This is a genomic window from Stenotrophomonas rhizophila, assembly GCF_000661955.1.
GTDB classification, from domain to species: Bacteria; Pseudomonadota; Gammaproteobacteria; order Xanthomonadales; family Xanthomonadaceae; genus Stenotrophomonas; species Stenotrophomonas rhizophila.
In genome coordinates this window covers 3,448,212-3,465,236 of the sequence record NZ_CP007597.1, presented here as the reverse complement: position 1 = coordinate 3,465,236, position 17,025 = coordinate 3,448,212, and the positions used below count along the sequence as shown (strand labels likewise).

The 17,025-nt window shown below is 68.3% G+C and carries 19 protein-coding genes; 10 read left to right on the top strand and 9 right to left on the bottom strand.

The annotated features are described in order from the left end of the window. Positions 1-101 precede the first annotated feature (101 nt). Both proC and DX03_RS14990 read right to left on the bottom strand, forming a co-directional pair. On the bottom strand, positions 102-923 hold the full coding sequence (gene proC / locus DX03_RS14995; protein ID WP_038690020.1) for a pyrroline-5-carboxylate reductase: 822 nt from the start codon (positions 921-923) through the stop codon (positions 102-104). A 31-nt stretch (positions 924-954) separates the two neighbouring features. Beyond that, positions 955-1,635 (bottom strand): YggS family pyridoxal phosphate-dependent enzyme, encoded by a 681-nt coding sequence (locus tag DX03_RS14990; RefSeq protein ID WP_051598880.1) that lies wholly within the window; start codon positions 1,633-1,635, stop codon positions 955-957. An 86-nt stretch (positions 1,636-1,721) separates the two neighbouring features. On the opposite strand from DX03_RS14990, the gene DX03_RS14985 reads away from it, so the two are divergent. The 4 genes from DX03_RS14985 to DX03_RS14970 all read left to right on the top strand — a co-directional run bounded on the left by DX03_RS14985 (position 1,722) and on the right by DX03_RS14970 (position 5,857). Next, positions 1,722-2,759 (top strand): type IV pilus twitching motility protein PilT, encoded by a 1,038-nt coding sequence (locus DX03_RS14985; protein WP_038690018.1) that lies wholly within the window; start codon positions 1,722-1,724, stop codon positions 2,757-2,759. 78 nt (positions 2,760-2,837) lie between these two features. Beyond that, a complete protein-coding gene (locus DX03_RS14980; RefSeq protein WP_038690016.1) occupies positions 2,838-3,980 on the top strand; it encodes a PilT/PilU family type 4a pilus ATPase in 1,143 nt (380 codons plus the stop codon). A gap of 177 nt (positions 3,981-4,157) precedes the next feature. Next, positions 4,158-4,736, top strand: a complete 579-nt coding sequence (locus DX03_RS14975; RefSeq protein ID WP_185753361.1) for a DUF4234 domain-containing protein — start codon at positions 4,158-4,160, stop codon at positions 4,734-4,736. 137 nt (positions 4,737-4,873) lie between these two features. Continuing rightward, on the top strand, positions 4,874-5,857 hold the full coding sequence (locus DX03_RS14970) for an aldo/keto reductase (protein WP_038690013.1): 984 nt from the start codon (positions 4,874-4,876) through the stop codon (positions 5,855-5,857). 186 nt (positions 5,858-6,043) lie between these two features. On the opposite strand, the gene DX03_RS14965 is transcribed toward DX03_RS14970, so the two are convergent. After that, entirely contained in the window at positions 6,044-6,865 is an 822-nt protein-coding gene (locus DX03_RS14965; protein WP_038690011.1) for an alpha/beta fold hydrolase, read from the bottom strand. 171 nt (positions 6,866-7,036) lie between these two features. Between DX03_RS14965 and DX03_RS14960 the strand changes: the two genes are divergently transcribed. The 3 genes from DX03_RS14960 to DX03_RS14950 all read left to right on the top strand — a co-directional run bounded on the left by DX03_RS14960 (position 7,037) and on the right by DX03_RS14950 (position 8,797). Next, positions 7,037-7,255 (top strand): DUF4287 domain-containing protein, encoded by a 219-nt coding sequence (locus tag DX03_RS14960; RefSeq protein WP_038690009.1) that lies wholly within the window; start codon positions 7,037-7,039, stop codon positions 7,253-7,255. Positions 7,256-7,319: 64 nt separating this feature from the next. Then, on the top strand, positions 7,320-8,021 hold the full coding sequence (locus DX03_RS14955) for a hypothetical protein (protein WP_038690007.1): 702 nt from the start codon (positions 7,320-7,322) through the stop codon (positions 8,019-8,021). Between the two features lie 68 nt (positions 8,022-8,089). Further along, positions 8,090-8,797 carry a YitT family protein gene (locus tag DX03_RS14950; RefSeq protein WP_038690005.1) on the top strand — a complete coding sequence of 236 codons (708 nt, stop codon included), beginning with the start codon at positions 8,090-8,092 and terminating at the stop codon, positions 8,795-8,797. Between the two features lie 10 nt (positions 8,798-8,807). Here DX03_RS14950 and DX03_RS14945 read toward each other — a convergent pair whose 3' ends face one another. Further along, the gene (locus DX03_RS14945; protein WP_038690003.1) at positions 8,808-9,353 is read right to left on the bottom strand and encodes a DNA-3-methyladenine glycosylase I; all 546 of its coding nucleotides are present in this window, start codon (positions 9,351-9,353) and stop codon (positions 8,808-8,810) included. Continuing rightward, the gene (locus DX03_RS14940; RefSeq protein ID WP_038690001.1) at positions 9,350-11,152 is read right to left on the bottom strand and encodes a DUF4153 domain-containing protein; all 1,803 of its coding nucleotides are present in this window, start codon (positions 11,150-11,152) and stop codon (positions 9,350-9,352) included. Before DX03_RS14940 ends, DX03_RS14945 begins: the two co-directional genes overlap by 4 nt. Positions 11,153-11,232: 80 nt before the next feature. Here DX03_RS14940 and DX03_RS14935 point away from each other — a divergent pair, with 80 nt between their 5' ends. Genes DX03_RS14935 through DX03_RS14925 form a run of 3 tightly spaced genes read left to right on the top strand, consistent with a single transcriptional unit; the run spans position 11,233 to position 13,257 of the window. Further along, positions 11,233-11,799: a YqgE/AlgH family protein gene (locus DX03_RS14935; RefSeq protein ID WP_038689999.1), complete on the top strand. Its 567-nt coding sequence runs from the start codon at positions 11,233-11,235 to the stop codon at positions 11,797-11,799. After that, positions 11,792-12,289, top strand: a complete 498-nt coding sequence (ruvX, locus tag DX03_RS14930) for a Holliday junction resolvase RuvX (RefSeq protein WP_051598879.1) — start codon at positions 11,792-11,794, stop codon at positions 12,287-12,289. The genes DX03_RS14935 and ruvX overlap by 8 nt, the downstream gene beginning before the upstream one ends. A 17-nt stretch (positions 12,290-12,306) precedes the next feature. Next, entirely contained in the window at positions 12,307-13,257 is a 951-nt protein-coding gene (locus DX03_RS14925; protein ID WP_038689996.1) for an aspartate carbamoyltransferase catalytic subunit, read from the top strand. 398 nt (positions 13,258-13,655) lie between these two features. Here the strand turns inward: DX03_RS14925 and DX03_RS14920 are convergent, their stop codons facing one another. The 4 genes from DX03_RS14920 to mgtE form a co-directional block, all read right to left on the bottom strand. After that, positions 13,656-14,105: an REP-associated tyrosine transposase gene (locus tag DX03_RS14920; protein WP_038689994.1), complete on the bottom strand. Its 450-nt coding sequence runs from the start codon at positions 14,103-14,105 to the stop codon at positions 13,656-13,658. Between the two features lie 290 nt (positions 14,106-14,395). Next, the gene (locus DX03_RS14915; RefSeq protein ID WP_425598315.1) at positions 14,396-15,157 is read right to left on the bottom strand and encodes a carboxylesterase family protein; all 762 of its coding nucleotides are present in this window, start codon (positions 15,155-15,157) and stop codon (positions 14,396-14,398) included. A gap of 100 nt (positions 15,158-15,257) precedes the next feature. Continuing rightward, positions 15,258-15,524, bottom strand: coding sequence for a hypothetical protein (locus DX03_RS14910; protein ID WP_038689991.1), 267 nt, complete (start codon positions 15,522-15,524; stop codon positions 15,258-15,260). Positions 15,525-15,537: 13 nt separating this feature from the next. After that, a complete protein-coding gene (gene mgtE, locus DX03_RS14905; protein ID WP_038689989.1) occupies positions 15,538-16,899 on the bottom strand; it encodes a magnesium transporter in 1,362 nt (453 codons plus the stop codon). Between the last annotated feature and the right edge of the window lie 126 nt (positions 16,900-17,025).

Below are 17,025 nucleotides of genomic sequence, written 5' to 3'. Positions count from 1 at the left end.
TGGGGTGGCTCTACCTTGCGATCGGGGTTTCCGTCAGCCACCCATGGGGTGGCTCTACCGTCCCGGAGAGGAGGTATCGTGATCAGTCGGCCGTCGGTGTCTCAGTCGTTCGCGGCCGACAGCGCCTGGCCGCGCCGGGTCGCTGCGTCGATCGCGCGCGCGACGATGGCCTCGAAACCGTCGGCCTGGAAGGATTCAATCGCCGCCTGGGTGGTGCCGTTGGGCGAGGTCACCCGGCGGCGCAGTTCGGCCGGGGCGTCGCCGGATTCGTCGAGCATGCGGCTGGCGCCCAGCAGGGTCTGCACCACCAGCGTGCGTGCCGCCTCGGCCGGCAGGCCCTGGGCCACCGCGGCGGCTTCCATCGCTTCGGCCAGCAGGAATACATACGCCGGGCCACTGCCGGACACCGCGGTCACCGCATCCATGCGGGCTTCGTCGTCGATCCACACGGTGCGCCCGGCGCTGGCCAGCACGGTATCGGCCTGGGTCCGCTGGGCATCGCTCACCGTGGCGGTGGCATACAGCCCGGTCACCCCCGCGCCGAGCAGGGCAGGGGTGTTGGGCATCGCCCGCACCACCGCCGCGCTGCCGCCCAGCCAGCGTTCCAGCTGCGCGCTGGTGATGCCGGCGGCGATGGACACCACCAGCGGCTGCCTGGCAGCGGCCAGCGGCACGAGCGACGCGCATACATCGCGCAGCACCTGCGGTTTCACCGCCAGCACCCACACCTCGCCCTGGGCGGCCGCTTCGGTGGCGCTGGCGTAGGTCTTCACGCCGAAGTCGGCGGTCAGCTGTTCGCGCAGCGCGGTGACCGGCTCGGCCACGTGGATATGCGCGGGCGCAACGCCCTGGCGGACCAGCCCGGCGATCAGGCTGCGGGCCATGTTGCCGCCGCCGATGAAGGTAAGTGTGATGGCGCTCATGCAATCTCCGGGTAGTGCGTATGAAAGGGAGTCAGGCCGGGCGCGGGCGCGCGCCGAACAGGGCGGTGCCGATCCGCACCAGGGTGGCGCCCTGGGCGATGGCCTCGGCGTAGTCGCTGCTCATGCCCATCGACAGTGTGTCCACCTGCGGATGCGTCGCGGCCAGTGTGTCCAACAGGGCGCGCATGCGCGCGAACGCCTGCTGGCGGCGCTCGGCCTGGGGCCACGGGGCGGGAATGGCCATCAGCCCGCGCAGCTGCAGGCGTGGCGCGGCCTCGATGGCAGCGGCCAGCGCAGGCACGTCCTCGGGGGCGCAGCCATGCTTGCTGTCCTCGTCGTCGATGTTGACCTGGATGAGCACGTTCAACGGGGCCAGCGCCGCCGGCCGGTGCGCGGCCAACGCCGCCACCAGCTTGGGCCGGTCCACGCTCTGCACCCAGTCGAAGCGCTGTGCGGCCAGCTCGGCCTTGTTGGACTGCAGGTGGCCGATCAGGTGCCATTCCAGTCCCTGCGCCGCCAGTGCGTCGATCTTGGCCACGGCCTCCTGCACGTAGTTTTCGCCGAACGCACGTTGGCCCTGGGCGGCCAGTGCCGCCACCGCCTCGGCCGGCTGGGTCTTGGAGACCGCCAACAGCACCGGGTCTGGCCGCCCGGCGGCGGCAGCCGCGTTGTGCAGGTTCAGCAATATCGTGGACAGGGGCAGCGCGGACACGGGCGTTTTCCGGTAGATCAGGAACGCTATACTGCCGCCCGGGGAAAGAACCTTCCAGTCGCAGCAGTCATGGGGAGTAGCAGCGCATGGATATCGCCGAACTGTTGGCGTTTTCCGTAAAGAACAAAGCGTCGGATCTTCATCTGTCGGCCGGCTTGCCGCCGATGATCCGCGTGGACGGCGATGTCCGTCGCATCAACATTCCGGCCTTGGACCACAAGCAGGTGCATGCGCTTGTGTACGACATCATGTCGGACAAGCAGCGCCGCGATTACGAGGAATTCCTCGAGGTCGACTTCTCGTTCGAGATTCCTTCGCTGGCGCGTTTCCGCGTCAACGCGTTCAACCAGAACCGGGGTGCCGGTGCGGTGTTCCGTACCATTCCCTCGGAAGTGTTGACGCTGGAAGACCTGGCCGTGCCGCCGATCTTCCGCGAACTGATCGACCAGCCGCAGGGCCTGATCCTGGTCACCGGCCCGACCGGTTCGGGCAAGTCGACCACGCTGGCGGCGATGATCGACCACATCAACAAGAACGAATACGGCCACATCCTCACCGTCGAGGACCCGATCGAATTCGTGCACACCTCGCAGAAGTGCCTGATCAACCAGCGCGAAGTGCACCGTGACACGCACGGCTTCAACGAAGCGCTGCGCTCGGCCCTGCGTGAAGACCCGGACATCATCCTGGTCGGCGAATTGCGCGACCTGGAAACCATCCGCCTGGCGCTGACCGCCGCGGAAACCGGCCATCTGGTGTTCGGCACGCTGCATACCAGTTCGGCGGCCAAGACCATCGACCGCATCATCGACGTGTTCCCCGCCGGCGAGAAGCCGATGGTGCGCTCGATGCTGTCCGAGTCGCTGCGTGCGGTGATCTCTCAGGCACTGTTGAAGAAGGTCGGTGGCGGGCGAACCGCTGCATGGGAAATCATGGTGGGCACCCCGGCCATCCGCAACCTGATCCGCGAGGACAAGGTGGCGCAGATGTACTCGGCCATCCAGACCGGCCAGCAGATGGGCATGATGACCCTGGACCAGCACCTGCAGGATCTGGTCAAGCGCAGCCTGATCACCCGCAACCAGGCGCGCGAGTACGCCAAGGACAAGCGGATCTTCGAATGATGGTAGAGCCGGGCGCTGCCCGGCGTCCTGCATCGCCGGCCGCTGGCCGGCTCCCGGCAATCTTCGGAGCACACCGCAATGAACACCACCACCACGACCATCGACTTCACCTCGTTCCTCAAGCTGATGGCGCACCAGAAGGCGTCGGACCTGTTCATCACCGCGGGCATGCCGCCGGCGATCAAGGTCAACGGCAAGATCTCGCCGATCACCCAGACCCCGCTCACGCCACAGCAGAGCCGCGACCTGGTGCTCAACGTGATGACGCCGGCGCAGCGCGAAGAGTTCGAAAAGACCCACGAGTGCAACTTCGCCATCGGCCTGTCCGGCGTGGGCCGGTTCCGCGTGAGCTGCTTCTACCAGCGCAACCAGGTGGGCATGGTGCTGCGTCGCATCGAGACGCGCATTCCCACCGTGGAAGAGCTGAGCCTGCCGCCGATCATCAAGACGCTGGCGATGACCAAGCGCGGCATCATCCTGTTCGTGGGCGCTACCGGTACCGGTAAATCGACCTCGCTGGCGGCGATGATCGGCTACCGCAACCACAACTCGACCGGGCACATCATCACCATCGAAGACCCGATCGAATTCGTGCACAAGCACGAGGGCTGCATCATCACCCAGCGCGAAGTGGGCATCGATACCGACAGCTGGGAAGCGGCGCTGAAGAACACCCTGCGCCAGGCACCGGACGTGATCATGATCGGCGAGGTGCGTACCCGCGAGGGCATGGACCACGCCATCGCCTTCGCCGAAACCGGCCACCTGGTGCTGTGCACGCTGCACGCCAACAACGCCAACCAGGCGATGGACCGCATCATCAACTTCTTCCCCGAAGACCGCCGCAACCAGTTGCTGATGGACCTGTCGCTGAACCTCAAGGGCGTGGTGGCGCAGCAGCTGATTCCCTCGCCGGATGGCAAGTCGCGCAAGGTGGCGATGGAGATCATGCTGGGCACGCCGCTGGTGCAGGACTACATCCGCGATGGCGAGATCCACAAGCTCAAGGAAGTGATGAAGGAGTCGGTGCAGCTGGGCATGCGCACCTTCGACCAGAGCCTGTTCGAGCTGTACCAGGCCGGTGAGATCAGCTACGAAGACGCACTGCGCTACGCCGATTCGCAGAACGAAGTGCGCCTGCGCATCAAGCTGTCGCAGGGCGGCGATGCGCGCACGCTGTCGCAGGGCCTGGACGGGGTGGAGATCTCCGAGGTCCGCTGACCGCACCGGGCGCGCACGACGCGCGCCCTTGCCCCCGCCCGCCCCCGTGCGCCGGGCCGCGGGGGATCTGGAAAAACCCCCGGCGCTCTGCGATAGTCGCGCCGTCCCGGGTTCCCGGGATACAGGGGGCGCCGGCACCTCGCCGGTAGATGCATTGCAGGTGATCCGCATATGGAAGTGGACGATCCTTACCGTGCGCCGGCAACTCTGCCGGTCGCAGCACCACCGTTTTCCCCGGCACCCCGCATCGCCACGCGCGATGTGGTCGCTGCCGTGTATTACTCACCGCCCACGCTGAAACTGGCCTCGCTGTCGCTGGTGACGCTCGGGCTGTACCCGTTGTACTGGTTCTGGCAGAACTGGCGGGCGATCAAGCGCGAGACCGGCGGCACCCAGTGGCCCTGGGCGCGCGCCCTGTTCGCCCCGCTGTGGTCGTTCCTGTGTTTCAGCGACCTGCGTGACATCGCCGTCAGCCGCCGCCGCGAACTGGCCTTCGCGCCGGGACTGCTGGCGGCGGTGTACTTCCTGCTCAACCTGGGCGGACGCCTGCCGGGCGGCATGGGGCTGGTGTCGTTGTTGACCTTCGTGCCCATCCTGCCGATCAACAGCCTGCTGCGGCGCTACCACCGCGAGGAAGGCGTGGACATGCAGCGCATGGACCGTTTCGGGGTGTGGCACATCCTGTTGCTGCTGTTCGGCGCGGGTTTCCTGCTGCTGGTGCTGTTCGGGCTGTCACTGCCGGATACGGAGCGCTGAGGCAGGCACGGGCATAGCGCTGGATTGATGAGCCTGTTTCATTACCACCAGCGATCACGCCGGTTCATTTCCTGCCGTCGGGCGGTTCAAGATGGGCATCCCCCACCGATGCCGTTCCCGACGGCAGGAGCACCACCATGCAGACACGAGAACTGGGCAACAGCGGCCTGCGCGTTTCCGCGCTGGGCCTGGGGTGCATGGGCCTGAGCTTCGGCTACGGCCCGGCCACCGACACCGGTACCGCCACCGCCCTGCTGCACGCGGCCGTGGCACAGGGCGTGACCTTCTTCGATACCGCCGAGGTGTACGGTCCGTTCCGCAACGAGGAACTGCTCGGCCAGGCCTTGGCGCCGTATCGCGACCAGGTGGTGATCGCCACCAAATTCGGGTTCAAGGACGGCCACGCCGATGCCGGGCTGGACAGCCGCCCCGAACGCATCCGTGCGGTGGCCGAGGCCAGCCTGCAGCGGCTGCAGACCGACCGCATCGACCTGTTCTACCAGCACCGGGTGGACCCGAACGTGCCGATCGAAGACGTGGCCGGCACGGTCAAGGACCTGATCGCCGAAGGCAAGGTGAAGCACTTCGGGCTGTCCGAGGCCGGTGCCGATACCATTCGCCGCGCGCACGCGGTGCAGCCGGTGGCCGCCCTGCAGAGCGAGTATTCGCTGTGGTGGCGCGAACCGGAGCAGAGCGTGCTGCCGGTACTGGAGGAGCTGGGCATTGGCTTTGTGCCGTTCAGTCCGCTCGGCAAGGGCTTCCTGACCGGCGCGATCAACGCCGACACCGCGTTCGCCGCCGACGACTTCCGCAACAGCGTGCCGCGCTTCGCCGCCGACGCGCGGCAGGCCAACCAGGTGCTGGTAGATCGGATCCGTGCGATTGCCGCCGCCAAGGGCGCAACGCCTGCACAGGTCGCGCTGGCCTGGCTGCTGGCGCGCAAGCCGTGGATCGTGCCGATTCCGGGCACCACCAAACTGCACCGCCTGCAGGAAAACCTCGGCGCCGTCGCGCTGCAGCTCAGCGCCGACGATCTGCAGCAGATCGGCGTGGCGCTGGACAGCATCGCCATCGTCGGCGACCGCTACAACGCCGCGCGACAGAAGCTGGTCGCGCGCTGATACCTGCAAGGCGCACGCACGACCAACGGTCGTGCGCTACCGGCCCCGTGATCGGCACGCCGATCACCCCGCCATCCCGGGGTCGGTACCCCGATCACCCAACCCTCCGGGTAGGTACCGACCGTTGGTCGGTACCCCAATCATCCAATCACCCCGGTAGGTACCGACCGTTGGTCGGTACGCCCCTCATCCCCGGATAAACGCCAGAAGATCCCGGTTGATCACCTCGGCATGCGTGGTGCACATGCCGTGCGGATACCCCGGGTAGACCTTCAACGTGCCATGCCTGAGCAGTTTGATCGCAAGCTCGGCCGAATCGGCGATCGGCACGATCTGGTCGTCATCGCCATGCATCACCAGCACCGGCACATCGATCTTCTTCAGATCCTCGGTGAAGTCGGTTTCCGAAAACGCCTTGATGCAGTCGTAGTGCGCGTTGATCGCCCCCATCATCCCCTGGCGCCACCAGTTGTCGACCACCCCCTGCTGGACCGGCGCACCGTCGCGGTTGAAACCGTAAAACGGAATGGGCACCTCGCGGTAGAAGTTGGCGCGGCCTGCAGCCAGCTGCTGGCGGAAGCCGTCGAACACCGCTTTCGGCGTTCCGCCCGGGTTGCGCTCGCTCTGCACCATGATCGGCGGCACCGCGCCGATCAACACCGCCTTGGCCACCCGGCCGGGTTTCGCCTGGGCCACGTAGTGCGCCACTTCGCCGCCACCGGTGGAATGACCCACGTGCACCGCATCGCGCAGGTCCAGGTGGTCGGCCAGCGCGTTGACGTCGGCCACGTAGGTGTCCATCTCGTGGCCGCCGCTGGTCTGCGAGGACCGGCCATGGCCGCGGCGGTCGTGCGCGATGACCCGGTAGCCCTGCAGCAGGAAGAACTGCAGCTGGGTGTCCCAGTCATCGGCAGTGAGCGGCCAGCCGTGGTGGAACACGATGGGCTGGCCGTGGCCCCAGTCCCTGTAGAAGATCCGGGTGTTGTCGGCGGTGGTCAGGTAGGGCATGACGCGGACTCCTGCAAAGGACGAGGGGAGGGTGCGGAGGTGCCCTGGCATGCTGCGGCAGCGGGGTGTTCAGCGGGCATGAAAGCCCGTGTCGATTTCGCGCCCCCCGCCACGTCATACACAACGAGCCCCGCCATTCCGGCGGCGCGCCACTCCTGCGAGGCATCCGCCATGAGCGATACCCCCACCCTGAAAGGCCCGGCGTCGTACTTCCCGTCCATCGAAAAGACCTACGGCCAGCCGGTCGGCCACTGGCTGGCGCTGCTGGTTGCGCAGGGCGGGCTCAAGCACATGGAGCTGGTGGCCTTCCTGAAGACCGAACACGGCCTGGGCCATGGCCACGCCAACGCGCTGGTGGCCCATCACCTGGCCGCTGCACGGGTCGGTTGAGCGCAGCGGCCCGCGTGACAGTGGCATGCTGTGCGGCCTTGCCGCCGACAGGAGTCACGCCGCGATGCCCCGCTTCACCGAACTACGCGTGGAATCCAGCCCCGACGTCACCCACGCCGGGCGCGTGCTCGACGGCGTTCCGTTTCGCGCGGACGCCTACCATGTGGCCGCGCTCTTCATGGCGGCGTTGCCGCGCGACTACGTACTCGATGGCGCCAGCCTGCTGACCCTGCAATGCGGTCCGCCCGGCGATGAACCACGCTACCAGCGCTGCCCAGGGGCCAGCGTGGTGTGCGTAGACCCGTTCGATTTCGCTGCCTACGCCGGCAGCGACCCCGCAACCCGCGAGCGCGCGGTACTGGCGTTGATCGAACAGCACGGGCTGGCGCTGATCGACCGCGTGGGGGCCGATCCCGGCCCGTGGCGGGCGGCTGCCGCTGCGGTGCGCGCGCAGGGCTTCCAGCGCGAGGACGAGGTGGCACGGCTGGGGCGGGCGCTGCCCGGCCGGGCCGGTTGGGTCCGGGTCTACCGCGGCCTGGGGGCCGGGTTCGGCGAGCGTTGGCAGGCACGCGTGCTGGACCGTGGCGGGGCGCTCATCGCCTGCCACCCGATGCGCAGCCCGGCCGCGCTGGACCAGCGCGACTGGTTCAAGCGCTCGGCGTGGGAGCAGGGCGTGTTCGTGGTGCGCCAGCGCCTGGGCCAGGCGGTTTTCACCCTGGAGCCGCCGAGCGCCGCAGGCCCGGGCAGCAGCTGGATGGCTCTCTGAATCATTTCACCTGCAACTGTCACGCTGATCGTGTCTAATACCGCTCCCCACGCACAGCCCCCACCCCCATGTCCCTTGATTCCCATGGCCCCGCGCCGTGCGACGACGCTGACGGCCACCTGGTCACCGCTGGCCCGCTGACCCCGCCGCCGGACAGTGCCGGCACTGTCGCCGATGAAAAAGCGCTGCGCCATTCGGTGGCCGAGGACGTGCAGGGCATGATCCTGGCCACGCTGGTGGCCTCGCTGGGCCTGGCCATCTTCGCCAAGGGCGGGCTGATGATCGGCGGCATGGCCGGGCTGGCCTTCCTGGCGCACTACGCCTTCGACTGGAACTTCGGCCTGGTGTTCGTGCTGGTCAACCTGCCGTTCTACTGGGTGGCCGTGCGACGGATGGGCTGGGAGTTCACCCTGAAGACGTTCGCGGCGGTCACCGCGTGCGGCGCGCTCACCGACCTGCTGCCGCGCTGGGCCGATTTCGCCCATATCGCCCCGCTGTATTCGGCCCTGGTGGGCGGCGCGCTGGCTGGCCTCGGTATCCTGTTCTACATCCGCCACCGCGCCAGCCTGGGCGGCATCGGCATCCTGGCGGTGTACCTGCAGCGCACCCGCGGCTGGAGCGCCGGCAAGGTGCAGATGTCCTTCGATACCCTGCTGATGTGCGTGGCGTTCTTCGTGCTGTCCCCGTCGCAGGTGATGTATTCGGCGATCGGTGCGGTGGTGCTCAGCCTGGTGCTGATGTTCAACCACCGTCCGGGTCGTTACATGGGGGTGTAAGCCCCCTGCATCACCCGGTCGGTGCCGACCGTTGGCCGGCACGCAGGCGTTGCAGGCGCGCGTATACCGGGCAGTCCGGGCTGTGCGCACCGGGCAGGTAGCCCAGGCTCATCAGGAACTCGCCGGTGATCTCGCCGCCGGTGAAGCGGAACGTCTTCTTGAACAGCTTCACCCACGCCGCCTTGTCCTGCGGATGGTGTGCGTCCAGCCACGCCGCGAAACTGCCGTGGCTGGCGCGCAGCTGCTGGATCACCTGCGCGTTGTGCACCGCTGCGTGCACCTTGAGCCGGTTGCGGATGATGCCGGCATCGTTGAGCAGGCGCTCGATGTCGCGCTCGCCGTAAGCGGCCACGGTATCCACGTCGAAGCCGGAATAGGCCGCGCGGAAGCTCTCGCGCTTCTTCAGGATGGTTTCCCAGCTCAGGCCGGCCTGGTTGATTTCCAGCAGCAGCCGTTCGAACAGCTCGCGCTCGTCGCGCTGCGGGAAGCCGTATTCGTGGTCGTGGTAATGGCCGTGGACCGGGTGGCCGGGGGCGATGAGGCAGTAGCCGCTCATGGGCGTGATTCCTTGTAGGCGGTTTCGTCGATGGTCTGGGCCGGCCCGCCGTCGATGGACAGGCGGGGCCAGCGCGGTGCCTGCAGGTGCAGCTGGCCGTCGCGCAACGCGGTGTTGCCACGGGCGACGCCGCCGGTGCCGTCGCCCTCCGGGAAGGACACCATGCCGACGTCGTGCCACCGGCCTGCGTCACGGGCATGCACCCGGCAGTAGGGGCGACGATGCGGCGACAGGTTGCACAGCAGCACCTCGTCCACGCCGTCGCTGTCCAGGTCGCGGCGCAGCACCACGCAGTCCTGGCCCACGTCCAGGCAGTCGCTGGGGGCCAGCGTGCGCGCCAGCACGGCCTGCCACCAGTCCGGGTCCGGCGTGGGCAGGCCCTTGGCGAGGGTCAGCTGGCGCTGCAGCGCGGGCAGGTCGGCAATGCCATCGTCGATGTCGCCCAGTTGGTTGTCCCGGCCCCACCGCGTGTCGCGGGCCAGCGCGGAGACGATCACGCCGGCGGCGCGTGCATCCTGGCTGAAACGCGGGTCGCGCTGCAGCGTCTTGAGCGCGTCCACGCCGTGGCGGCCGTAGGCGAAGCGCAGGGTAGTGGCCTGCTCGGCGTCGATCGCCGGTGCACCGGCCTGCACGCGCGCCAGCTGGCTGCCGGCACTGATCCGCAGCGGGTCGAGCAGCGGCGAGTTGGCCAGCACCGCGCTGCCCAGCACCGCCCAGCACATCCAGCGGTTCACCGGTTCAAGCCGCTGCAGCCAGTGCGCGCCCGGGCGCAGCACCGCCAGCGCATAGCCAAGCGCGTAGCCGCACACCAGCACGGCCACCAGCGCGCCCCAGAAGCGTTCCGGGGTCCATCCGTACTGGGCGATGCGCAGCCCCATCGCGTACAGCGCCACGGCCGCGTATACCGGCAGCGCGAGCAGGGCGGCCTCGATCAAGCGGCGCAGCCAGGCCGGGTAGGGGGGCTGCTCGCTGTCGTGCTGGTAGACCGCATTGACGAACACCACCAGCAGCAGCGACAGGGTGATCAGCAGGCTGGCCGCCGAGCGGGTGCGCCACAGCGGCTCGAGCCCGGTGAACGGCAGGCTGAGCACGAACAGCAGCGCAATGAAGGCCAACAGCGGCAACAGCCCACGGCCCACCGCGAACAGCACCGAACGCACCGTCTGGATGGCGCGGTGCTGGGTTCGCCCGATCAGCACGCCAAAGCCGAACAGCGTGCCGGTGGCCAGCGCGATGAAGGCATCGTCGCGGAACAGGGTATGGAAGAAGCCGATATCCACCAGCTGGAACAGCGCCGCCCACAGCCACAGCAGCAGCCAGGTCAGGCCGGTGAAAGCCACCGCCAGTGCCAGCGTCAAGCCGTTCTGCCAGGCGTGTTCGAACAGGGCGGCGTAGGACGCGCGCCAGTGGCCGTGCTGCAGGCGGAACTGCCACCACGGCAGGCTGACAAACACCGCGATGGCCATGCTGACCGAGAACGGCCACAGCACGCCGCTCTGCTCCAGCCCCTTGGCGCCGCCACCGAGCGTCCAGCCGATGCCGCTGGCCAGGGCCAGCACCAGCACCGAGGCCAGCCCAGCATGCAGCCACAGGCGTCGATCACGCAGCTGCACCAGCGTCAGGGCGACGGCGGTGGGCACGCTCAGCACCCAGGCATACCAGCACACGCGGTTGCCGAGGGCGTGGAAGGGCCAGCTGTCGGCGGCTTCCTGTGCGGCGTACAGCATCAGCCCCTGCAGCAACGCGATCAGCACGATGGCGCTGCGCGACGCAGTGGGGAGTGCAGGGCTGGCGGTCATGCGGTGCGATCCTTCCTGGAAGGCCTGCATCCTAGCAGCGCTCACGCCCGTGTCCCGGGCCCAGCGGGTAGAATGGACCCATGTCCGAGCTCTCCACCTCCCTCGCCCATCACCTGCTGGTCGCGCTGCCGTCGCTGACCGATCCCACCTTCGCGCGCAGCGTGGCGCTGATCTGTCAGCACGACGACAACGGTGCCATGGGCGTGCTGGTCAACCAGCCGTCCGAGTACACCCTGGGCGACGTGCTGGCGCAGATGGAAATCACCACCGACAGCCCCGACCTGCGTGGCCAGATCGTGCTCAACGGCGGCCCGGTGCATCCCGAGCGCGGCTTTGTCATCCATGACGATGCGCGCAGCTGGGATTCCAGCCTGGCCGTCGGCGAGGGCGTGTACCTGACCACCTCGCGCGACATCCTCGAGGCGATGGCCCGCGGCGAAGGCCCACGCAACGCGCTGGTCACCCTCGGCTGCGCCGGCTGGAGCGAAGGCCAGCTGGAAAGCGAGCTGGGTGAAAACAGCTGGCTGACCGTGCCGGCCGATACCGAACTGCTGTTCAGCACGCCGTTCGAACAGCGCTGGCAGGGCGCCGCCTCGCGCATTGGCGTCGACCTGTTCCTGCTGACCGATTACAGCGGCCATGTCTGAGCCGACCCCGCCGCCGCCCGCTGCAGCCGCCCCCGGCACCATCCGCCGCGATGGCACCGTGCTGGGCTTCGACGTCGGCTCGCGCCGCATCGGCGTGGCCATCGGCAGTTCGTTCGGCACCCACGCCCGCGCGATCGCGGTGGTGGATGTGCACGGCAACGGCCCGGACTGGGCCGCGGTGGAGCGCCTGATCAAAGAATGGCGGCCTGACGGCCTGGTGGTGGGCGACCCGCTCACCCTGGACGGCCAGGACCAGCCCAACCGCAAGCGTGCGCAGGGCTTTGCCCGCCAGCTGCGGGAGCGTTTCAAGCTGCCGGTGGTGCTGGTCGACGAGCGCTCCAGCTCGGTCGAAGCGGCCCGCCGGTTTGCCGTCGAACGTGCCGAAGGCCGCAAGCGTCGCCGCGATGCCGCCACCCTCGATGCCGTGGCCGCCGCGGTCATTATCGAGCGCTGGTTGTCCTGCCCGGACGATGCCACCCCCGTTTCCTGACTCACAGACTCCCGCCCATGACCGCTTCGCAACTTGATTCCGATGGACGCCTGCGCCACCTGCTGACCCTGGAAGGTCTGCCCCGTCAAACCTTGTTGCAGCTGCTCGACCGTGCCGGCCAGATCCGCGATGCGGCAGTGGGCCGGGTGGGCAACAAGCGCCACGTGCTGGGCGGCGCGGCGGTATGCACGCTGTTCTTCGAACCGTCCACGCGCACGCGCAGCTCGTTCCAGCTGGCCGCGCAGCGGCTGGGCGCGGACGTGCTGAATTTCGACGCGTCCACCTCGTCCACGCGCAAGGGCGAAACCGCCTGCGACACGCTGAAGAACCTGGAAGCGATGGGCGTGCGCGGCTTCGTGGTGCGCCACCCCGACGACGGCGCCGTGGCGGCCCTGGCGGCGGCCGCAGGCGAGGGCACCGCGCTGGTCAATGCCGGTGACGGTCGCAGCTCGCACCCGACCCAGGGCCTGCTGGACATGCTGACCCTGCGCCAGGCCAAGGGCAGCGATTTTTCCAAAATGAAGGTGGTGATCGTCGGCGACGTGAAGCACTCGCGCGTGGCCCGCACCGACCTGCACGCGCTGCGTACGCTGGGCGTGGGCGAAATCCGCGTGTGCGGCCCGCAGTCGCTGCTGCCGGACGATGACACCCTGAAGGGCTGCATGGTTGGCCAGGATTTCGACGCCATGCTGGAAGGCGTGGATGCGCTGATGATGCTGCGCCTGCAGCGCGAGCGCATGGAGGAGGGCCTGGTGCCGTCGATCGAGCAGTACCACACGCAGTACGGCTTGGACGCGAAGCGCCTCAAGCGCGCCGGCACCGATGCCGCCGTGCTGCACCCGGGCCCGATCAACCGCGGCGTGGAAGTCACCGACGAAGTGGCCGATGGCCCGCAGTCGTGGGTACTCCGCCAGGTCGCCAACGGCGTCGCCGTCCGCATGGCGGTGTTGGAGACGTTGCTGGGGTGAGGCGCGGAATGTGCGGCGTGGACCATCTGCATGCGTTCGTGCCGGCCGCCGCCCCTCCAACCTCCCGCACCACGGTAGTGCCGGCCGCTGGCCGGCTCCCCAGCCAACCACCCGCGCAGGGGTAGTGCCGGCCGCTGGCCGGCTCCCCAGCCAACCACCCGCGCAAGGGTAGTGCCGGCCGCTGGCCGGCTCTGCATGAATCCAGCGGTATGAGGAGCCGGCCAGCGGCCGGCACTACCGGTGGGTCCATGCGAAGAGCCGGCCAGCGGCCGGCACTACCGGTGGGTCCATGCGAAGAGCCGGCCAGCGGCCGGCATTGCCGGTGGGTCCATACGAAGAGCCGGCCAGCGGCCGGCATTGCCGGTGGGTCCATGCGAAGAGCCGGCCAGCGGCCGGCACTACCCGGTCCATAGGCTCCAGGCGTACGGGTAGTCCTCGATCTGCTCAGTCAGGCCTGCCCGGACCGGATTGCCCAGGATGTACATGGCATGGCGATGCAGCGAATCGTCCGACCGTACGGCGTGATCGTGATAGCCAGCCTGCCACAGCGCGCCACCGCGACCGAGCGCTCGGTTGATGGCCAGGGCACTCGATGATTTGAAACGGCGCGCGATACCTGCCAGCGGCTGGGTCCCGAGTTCCACCAGCCAATGCACGTGATCGGGCATCACCACCCAGGCCAGTGACCGGGCGTAACTACGTTGGTCGATGTCGCGCAGGTGATGCATGGCGATGGCGGCCATGCCGGGATCATCAAACCAGCGGTGTCGGTTGTGGCACACCATCGTCAGGGTGTACGCCTGCCCGGGAAGCGAACAACGGCCGATGCGCAGTCGGGAAGAGCTCATGGGGCATCGTGATTCATCGCCCAGCGCAAGGGTGTCAGGCAAGCGCGCACGCGCCCGTGGTGCAACACCGCGGCAATGCAGGCCGCCGGCCGCAAAAGGGTAGTGCCGGCCGCTGGCCGGCTCTGCATGAATCCAGCGGTACCGAGGAGCCGGCCAGCGGCCGGCACTACCGGGTTGGATTGTGAGGAGCCGGCCAGCGGCCGGCACTACCCGGTTGGATTGCGAGGAGCCGGCCAGCGGCCGGCACTACCCGGTTGCGGGATCCAGGAACCCGGTATGCGGCGTTACGTTTACCGCTTCTGTGCCCACACCCACGCCCACATCGCGTCATCGGCATACGTGGCATCCCACGCATTGTGGTTGCCATCCGGGTACTCGGTGTAGCGCACGTCCTTGGCCCCGGCCTGCTCGAAGGCCGCCTTCAGCCGGCGGTCGTCTTCCGGCGGCACCACGTCGTCGCGTGCGCCATGGAACATCCAGATCGGGGTGTGTTTCAGGCGCTGGGCGATGGCCGCGTACGGGTCGGCTTCATGCGCCACGTCTTCCACGAACAGGGTCGGGCGCACCGCACGCGGGGCCAGTACCGCGCCGCACACCGGCACGATGGCGGCGAAGCGCTGCGGGCTGTCCAGCGCGATGTTCCAGCTGCCGTAGCCGCCCATCGACATGCCGGTGAGGTACTGGCGCTGCGGGTCGGCGTTGAACTCGGCCACGGTGGCATCCAGCGCGGCCAGCGCGACGCGGTTGTTGTCACCCGACCATTCGCCGTCGTCCGGCGCCTGGGGCAGCACCACCAGCGCGGGGAACGTATCGGCATGGCGGCGCAGGTACGGGCCCAGCCCGGCCTCGGTCTGGGCCTGGTTGTCGTTGCCGCGTTCGCCCGAACCGTGCAGGAACAATACAACCGGCAGGCGATCGGCCTGTGCCCGTGCGCTGCGAGGCACGAAGACCTGGTAATACGCGGTACGTCCGTCAACCTTCACCGCGCGGGCTTCAAACCGGCCCACGTCCTCGCGGGTGGGCGCACACCCGGCCAGCGTCACCATCGCCATTGCCCACAGCAGCCACCCGGCGCGTCGTGCCATTGCCCATCCTCGACTGGAAACGATTTCAGTCTAGGCGCCCTGGCGCGCCGGAGCATCGTGCAGTGCATCAGTCCGGGCGCGGCGCTGCGGCCAGGATCTCCATCTGCTCGATCGCCTCGGGATGCCCGTCGGCGGCGGCCGCCTGCACCTGGGCCAGGGTGGGGTGGACCACCAGCAGGATCGGGTTTTCGCACTGCGGGCAGTCGAACTGCGCTTCGTCTTCGTGCAGTTCCATCGGCATCTGGCGCGCGCTGCCCTGCCATTCGCAGGCGGCGCAGGTATACGTCGCGTCGCGCCAGCCGGGGACGAAGTAGTTGTCGAGGGTCACGGCCATGCGGGGTCCAGGGTCAGTGCAGCAGGATCAGGGTGGCCAGCCCAAGGAAGCTGAAGAAGCCCATCACGTCGGTGACCGCGGTCACCACCACGGTGCCGGCCACGGCCGGATCGACGTTCATGCGCTTGAGCATCAGCGGCAGCAGCACGCCGGCCAGCGCAGCGGCGCAGAAGTTGATGATCAACGCCAGGGTGATGACCAGCGACAGCAGGAAACTGTGGAACCACAGGAAGGCGATGATGCCCACCACCGTGCCGATCAGCGTGCCGTTGATCAGCGCCACGCGCGATTCCTTCCACAGCAGGATGCGTGCATTGCTCGGACCCACCTGGCCCAGCGCGATGCCGCGCACCATCAGGGTCAGCACCTGCACGGCGGCATTGCCGCCGACGCCGGCCACGATCGGCATCAGCACCGCCAGCGCCACCACCTTCTGAAGGGTCAGCTCGAACTGGCCGATCACGCTGGCCGCGAGGAACGCGGTGCACAGGTTGATGCCCAGCCAGACCACGCGGCCGCGCACGGCGCGCTTGATCGGCGAGAACAGGTCTTCCTCTTCGTCCAGACCGGCGGCGCCCAACGCCTGGTGCTCGGCCTGCGAACGGATGATGTCGACCACGTCATCGATGGTGATGCGGCCGAGCAGGATGTTGTTGTCGTCCACCACCGGCGCGGACACCCAGTCATGATCGGAGAACTGCCGGGCCACTTCCTCGGCGCCCTCGCCGACGTCGATGGCCGGCTGCTCGTCGTCGATCAGCCGGTTGATCGGGGTGTTGTCTTCGTGGGTGACCAGCGCGGCCAGCGACAGCCGGCCCAGGTACTGGTGGCGACGGCTGACCACGAACAGGTGATCGGTGTGGTCGGGCAGTTCGCCGCGCAGGCGCAGGTAGCGCAGCACCACGTCCACATTGACGTCGGCGCGCACGGTCACCACGTCCGGGTTCATCAGGCGGCCGGCGCTGTCCTCGGGGTAGGACAGCACCTGCTCGAGCCGCTCGCGGTTCTCGCGGTCCATCGACTTGAGCACTTCGTCGATGACCGTGTCGGGCAGGTCTTCGACCAGGTCGGCCAGGTCATCGATGTCCAGGTCTTCGACCGCGGCGATGATCTCGTCCGGGTCCATGTCGGCCAGCAGGCTTTCGCGCACTTCTTCGCCGACGTGGACCAGCACCTCGCCATCGTCTTCCGGGTCGACCAGGCCCCACACCACTTCGCGCTTGCCCGGCGGCAGCGATTCCAGCAGGTTGCCGATCTCGGCCGGCGCCAACGTGTTGACCAGCCGGCGCACCGGACCCAGTCGCCCGCTGTCCAGTGCATCGGACAACAGCCGCAGCTGGCGTGCCGTCTTGTCGTGGCGTACGGCTTCGGCCATGGGCAGCTCCTGCGGGAAAAGAAAAGGCCGCGATCCGGACAGGATGCGGCATGCGGGGTGGTCAGCGCGTCATTATCGCGTGCTTGTGTGTCAATCGGGTAGGCCGCCGACGGCGATGCGCGTGGG

What these genes read in the sequence shown, in the direction of transcription:
- DX03_RS14910 (WP_038689991.1), bottom strand. Translation starts at nt 15,524, where the DNA reads ATGGCCGTGACCCTCGACAACTACTTCGTCCCCGGCTGGCGCGACGCG.
- mgtE (WP_038689989.1), bottom strand. Translation starts at nt 16,899, where the DNA reads ATGGCCGAAGCCGTACGCCACGACAAGACGGCACGCCAGCTGCGGCTG.
- DX03_RS14960 (WP_038690009.1), top strand. Translation starts at nt 7,037, where the DNA reads ATGAGCGATACCCCCACCCTGAAAGGCCCGGCGTCGTACTTCCCGTCC.
- DX03_RS14950 (WP_038690005.1), top strand. Translation starts at nt 8,090, where the DNA reads ATGTCCCTTGATTCCCATGGCCCCGCGCCGTGCGACGACGCTGACGGC.
- DX03_RS14940 (WP_038690001.1), bottom strand. Translation starts at nt 11,152, where the DNA reads ATGACCGCCAGCCCTGCACTCCCCACTGCGTCGCGCAGCGCCATCGTG.
- ruvX (WP_051598879.1), top strand. Translation starts at nt 11,792, where the DNA reads ATGTCTGAGCCGACCCCGCCGCCGCCCGCTGCAGCCGCCCCCGGCACC.
- DX03_RS14980 (WP_038690016.1), top strand. Translation starts at nt 2,838, where the DNA reads ATGAACACCACCACCACGACCATCGACTTCACCTCGTTCCTCAAGCTG.
- proC (WP_038690020.1), bottom strand. Translation starts at nt 923, where the DNA reads ATGAGCGCCATCACACTTACCTTCATCGGCGGCGGCAACATGGCCCGC.
- DX03_RS14915 (WP_425598315.1), bottom strand. Translation starts at nt 15,157, where the DNA reads ATGGCGATGGTGACGCTGGCCGGGTGTGCGCCCACCCGCGAGGACGTG.
- DX03_RS14970 (WP_038690013.1), top strand. Translation starts at nt 4,874, where the DNA reads ATGCAGACACGAGAACTGGGCAACAGCGGCCTGCGCGTTTCCGCGCTG.
- DX03_RS14925 (WP_038689996.1), top strand. Translation starts at nt 12,307, where the DNA reads ATGACCGCTTCGCAACTTGATTCCGATGGACGCCTGCGCCACCTGCTG.
- DX03_RS14935 (WP_038689999.1), top strand. Translation starts at nt 11,233, where the DNA reads ATGTCCGAGCTCTCCACCTCCCTCGCCCATCACCTGCTGGTCGCGCTG.
- DX03_RS14955 (WP_038690007.1), top strand. Translation starts at nt 7,320, where the DNA reads ATGCCCCGCTTCACCGAACTACGCGTGGAATCCAGCCCCGACGTCACC.
- DX03_RS14920 (WP_038689994.1), bottom strand. Translation starts at nt 14,105, where the DNA reads ATGAGCTCTTCCCGACTGCGCATCGGCCGTTGTTCGCTTCCCGGGCAG.
- DX03_RS14985 (WP_038690018.1), top strand. Translation starts at nt 1,722, where the DNA reads ATGGATATCGCCGAACTGTTGGCGTTTTCCGTAAAGAACAAAGCGTCG.
- DX03_RS14965 (WP_038690011.1), bottom strand. Translation starts at nt 6,865, where the DNA reads ATGCCCTACCTGACCACCGCCGACAACACCCGGATCTTCTACAGGGAC.
- DX03_RS14945 (WP_038690003.1), bottom strand. Translation starts at nt 9,353, where the DNA reads ATGAGCGGCTACTGCCTCATCGCCCCCGGCCACCCGGTCCACGGCCAT.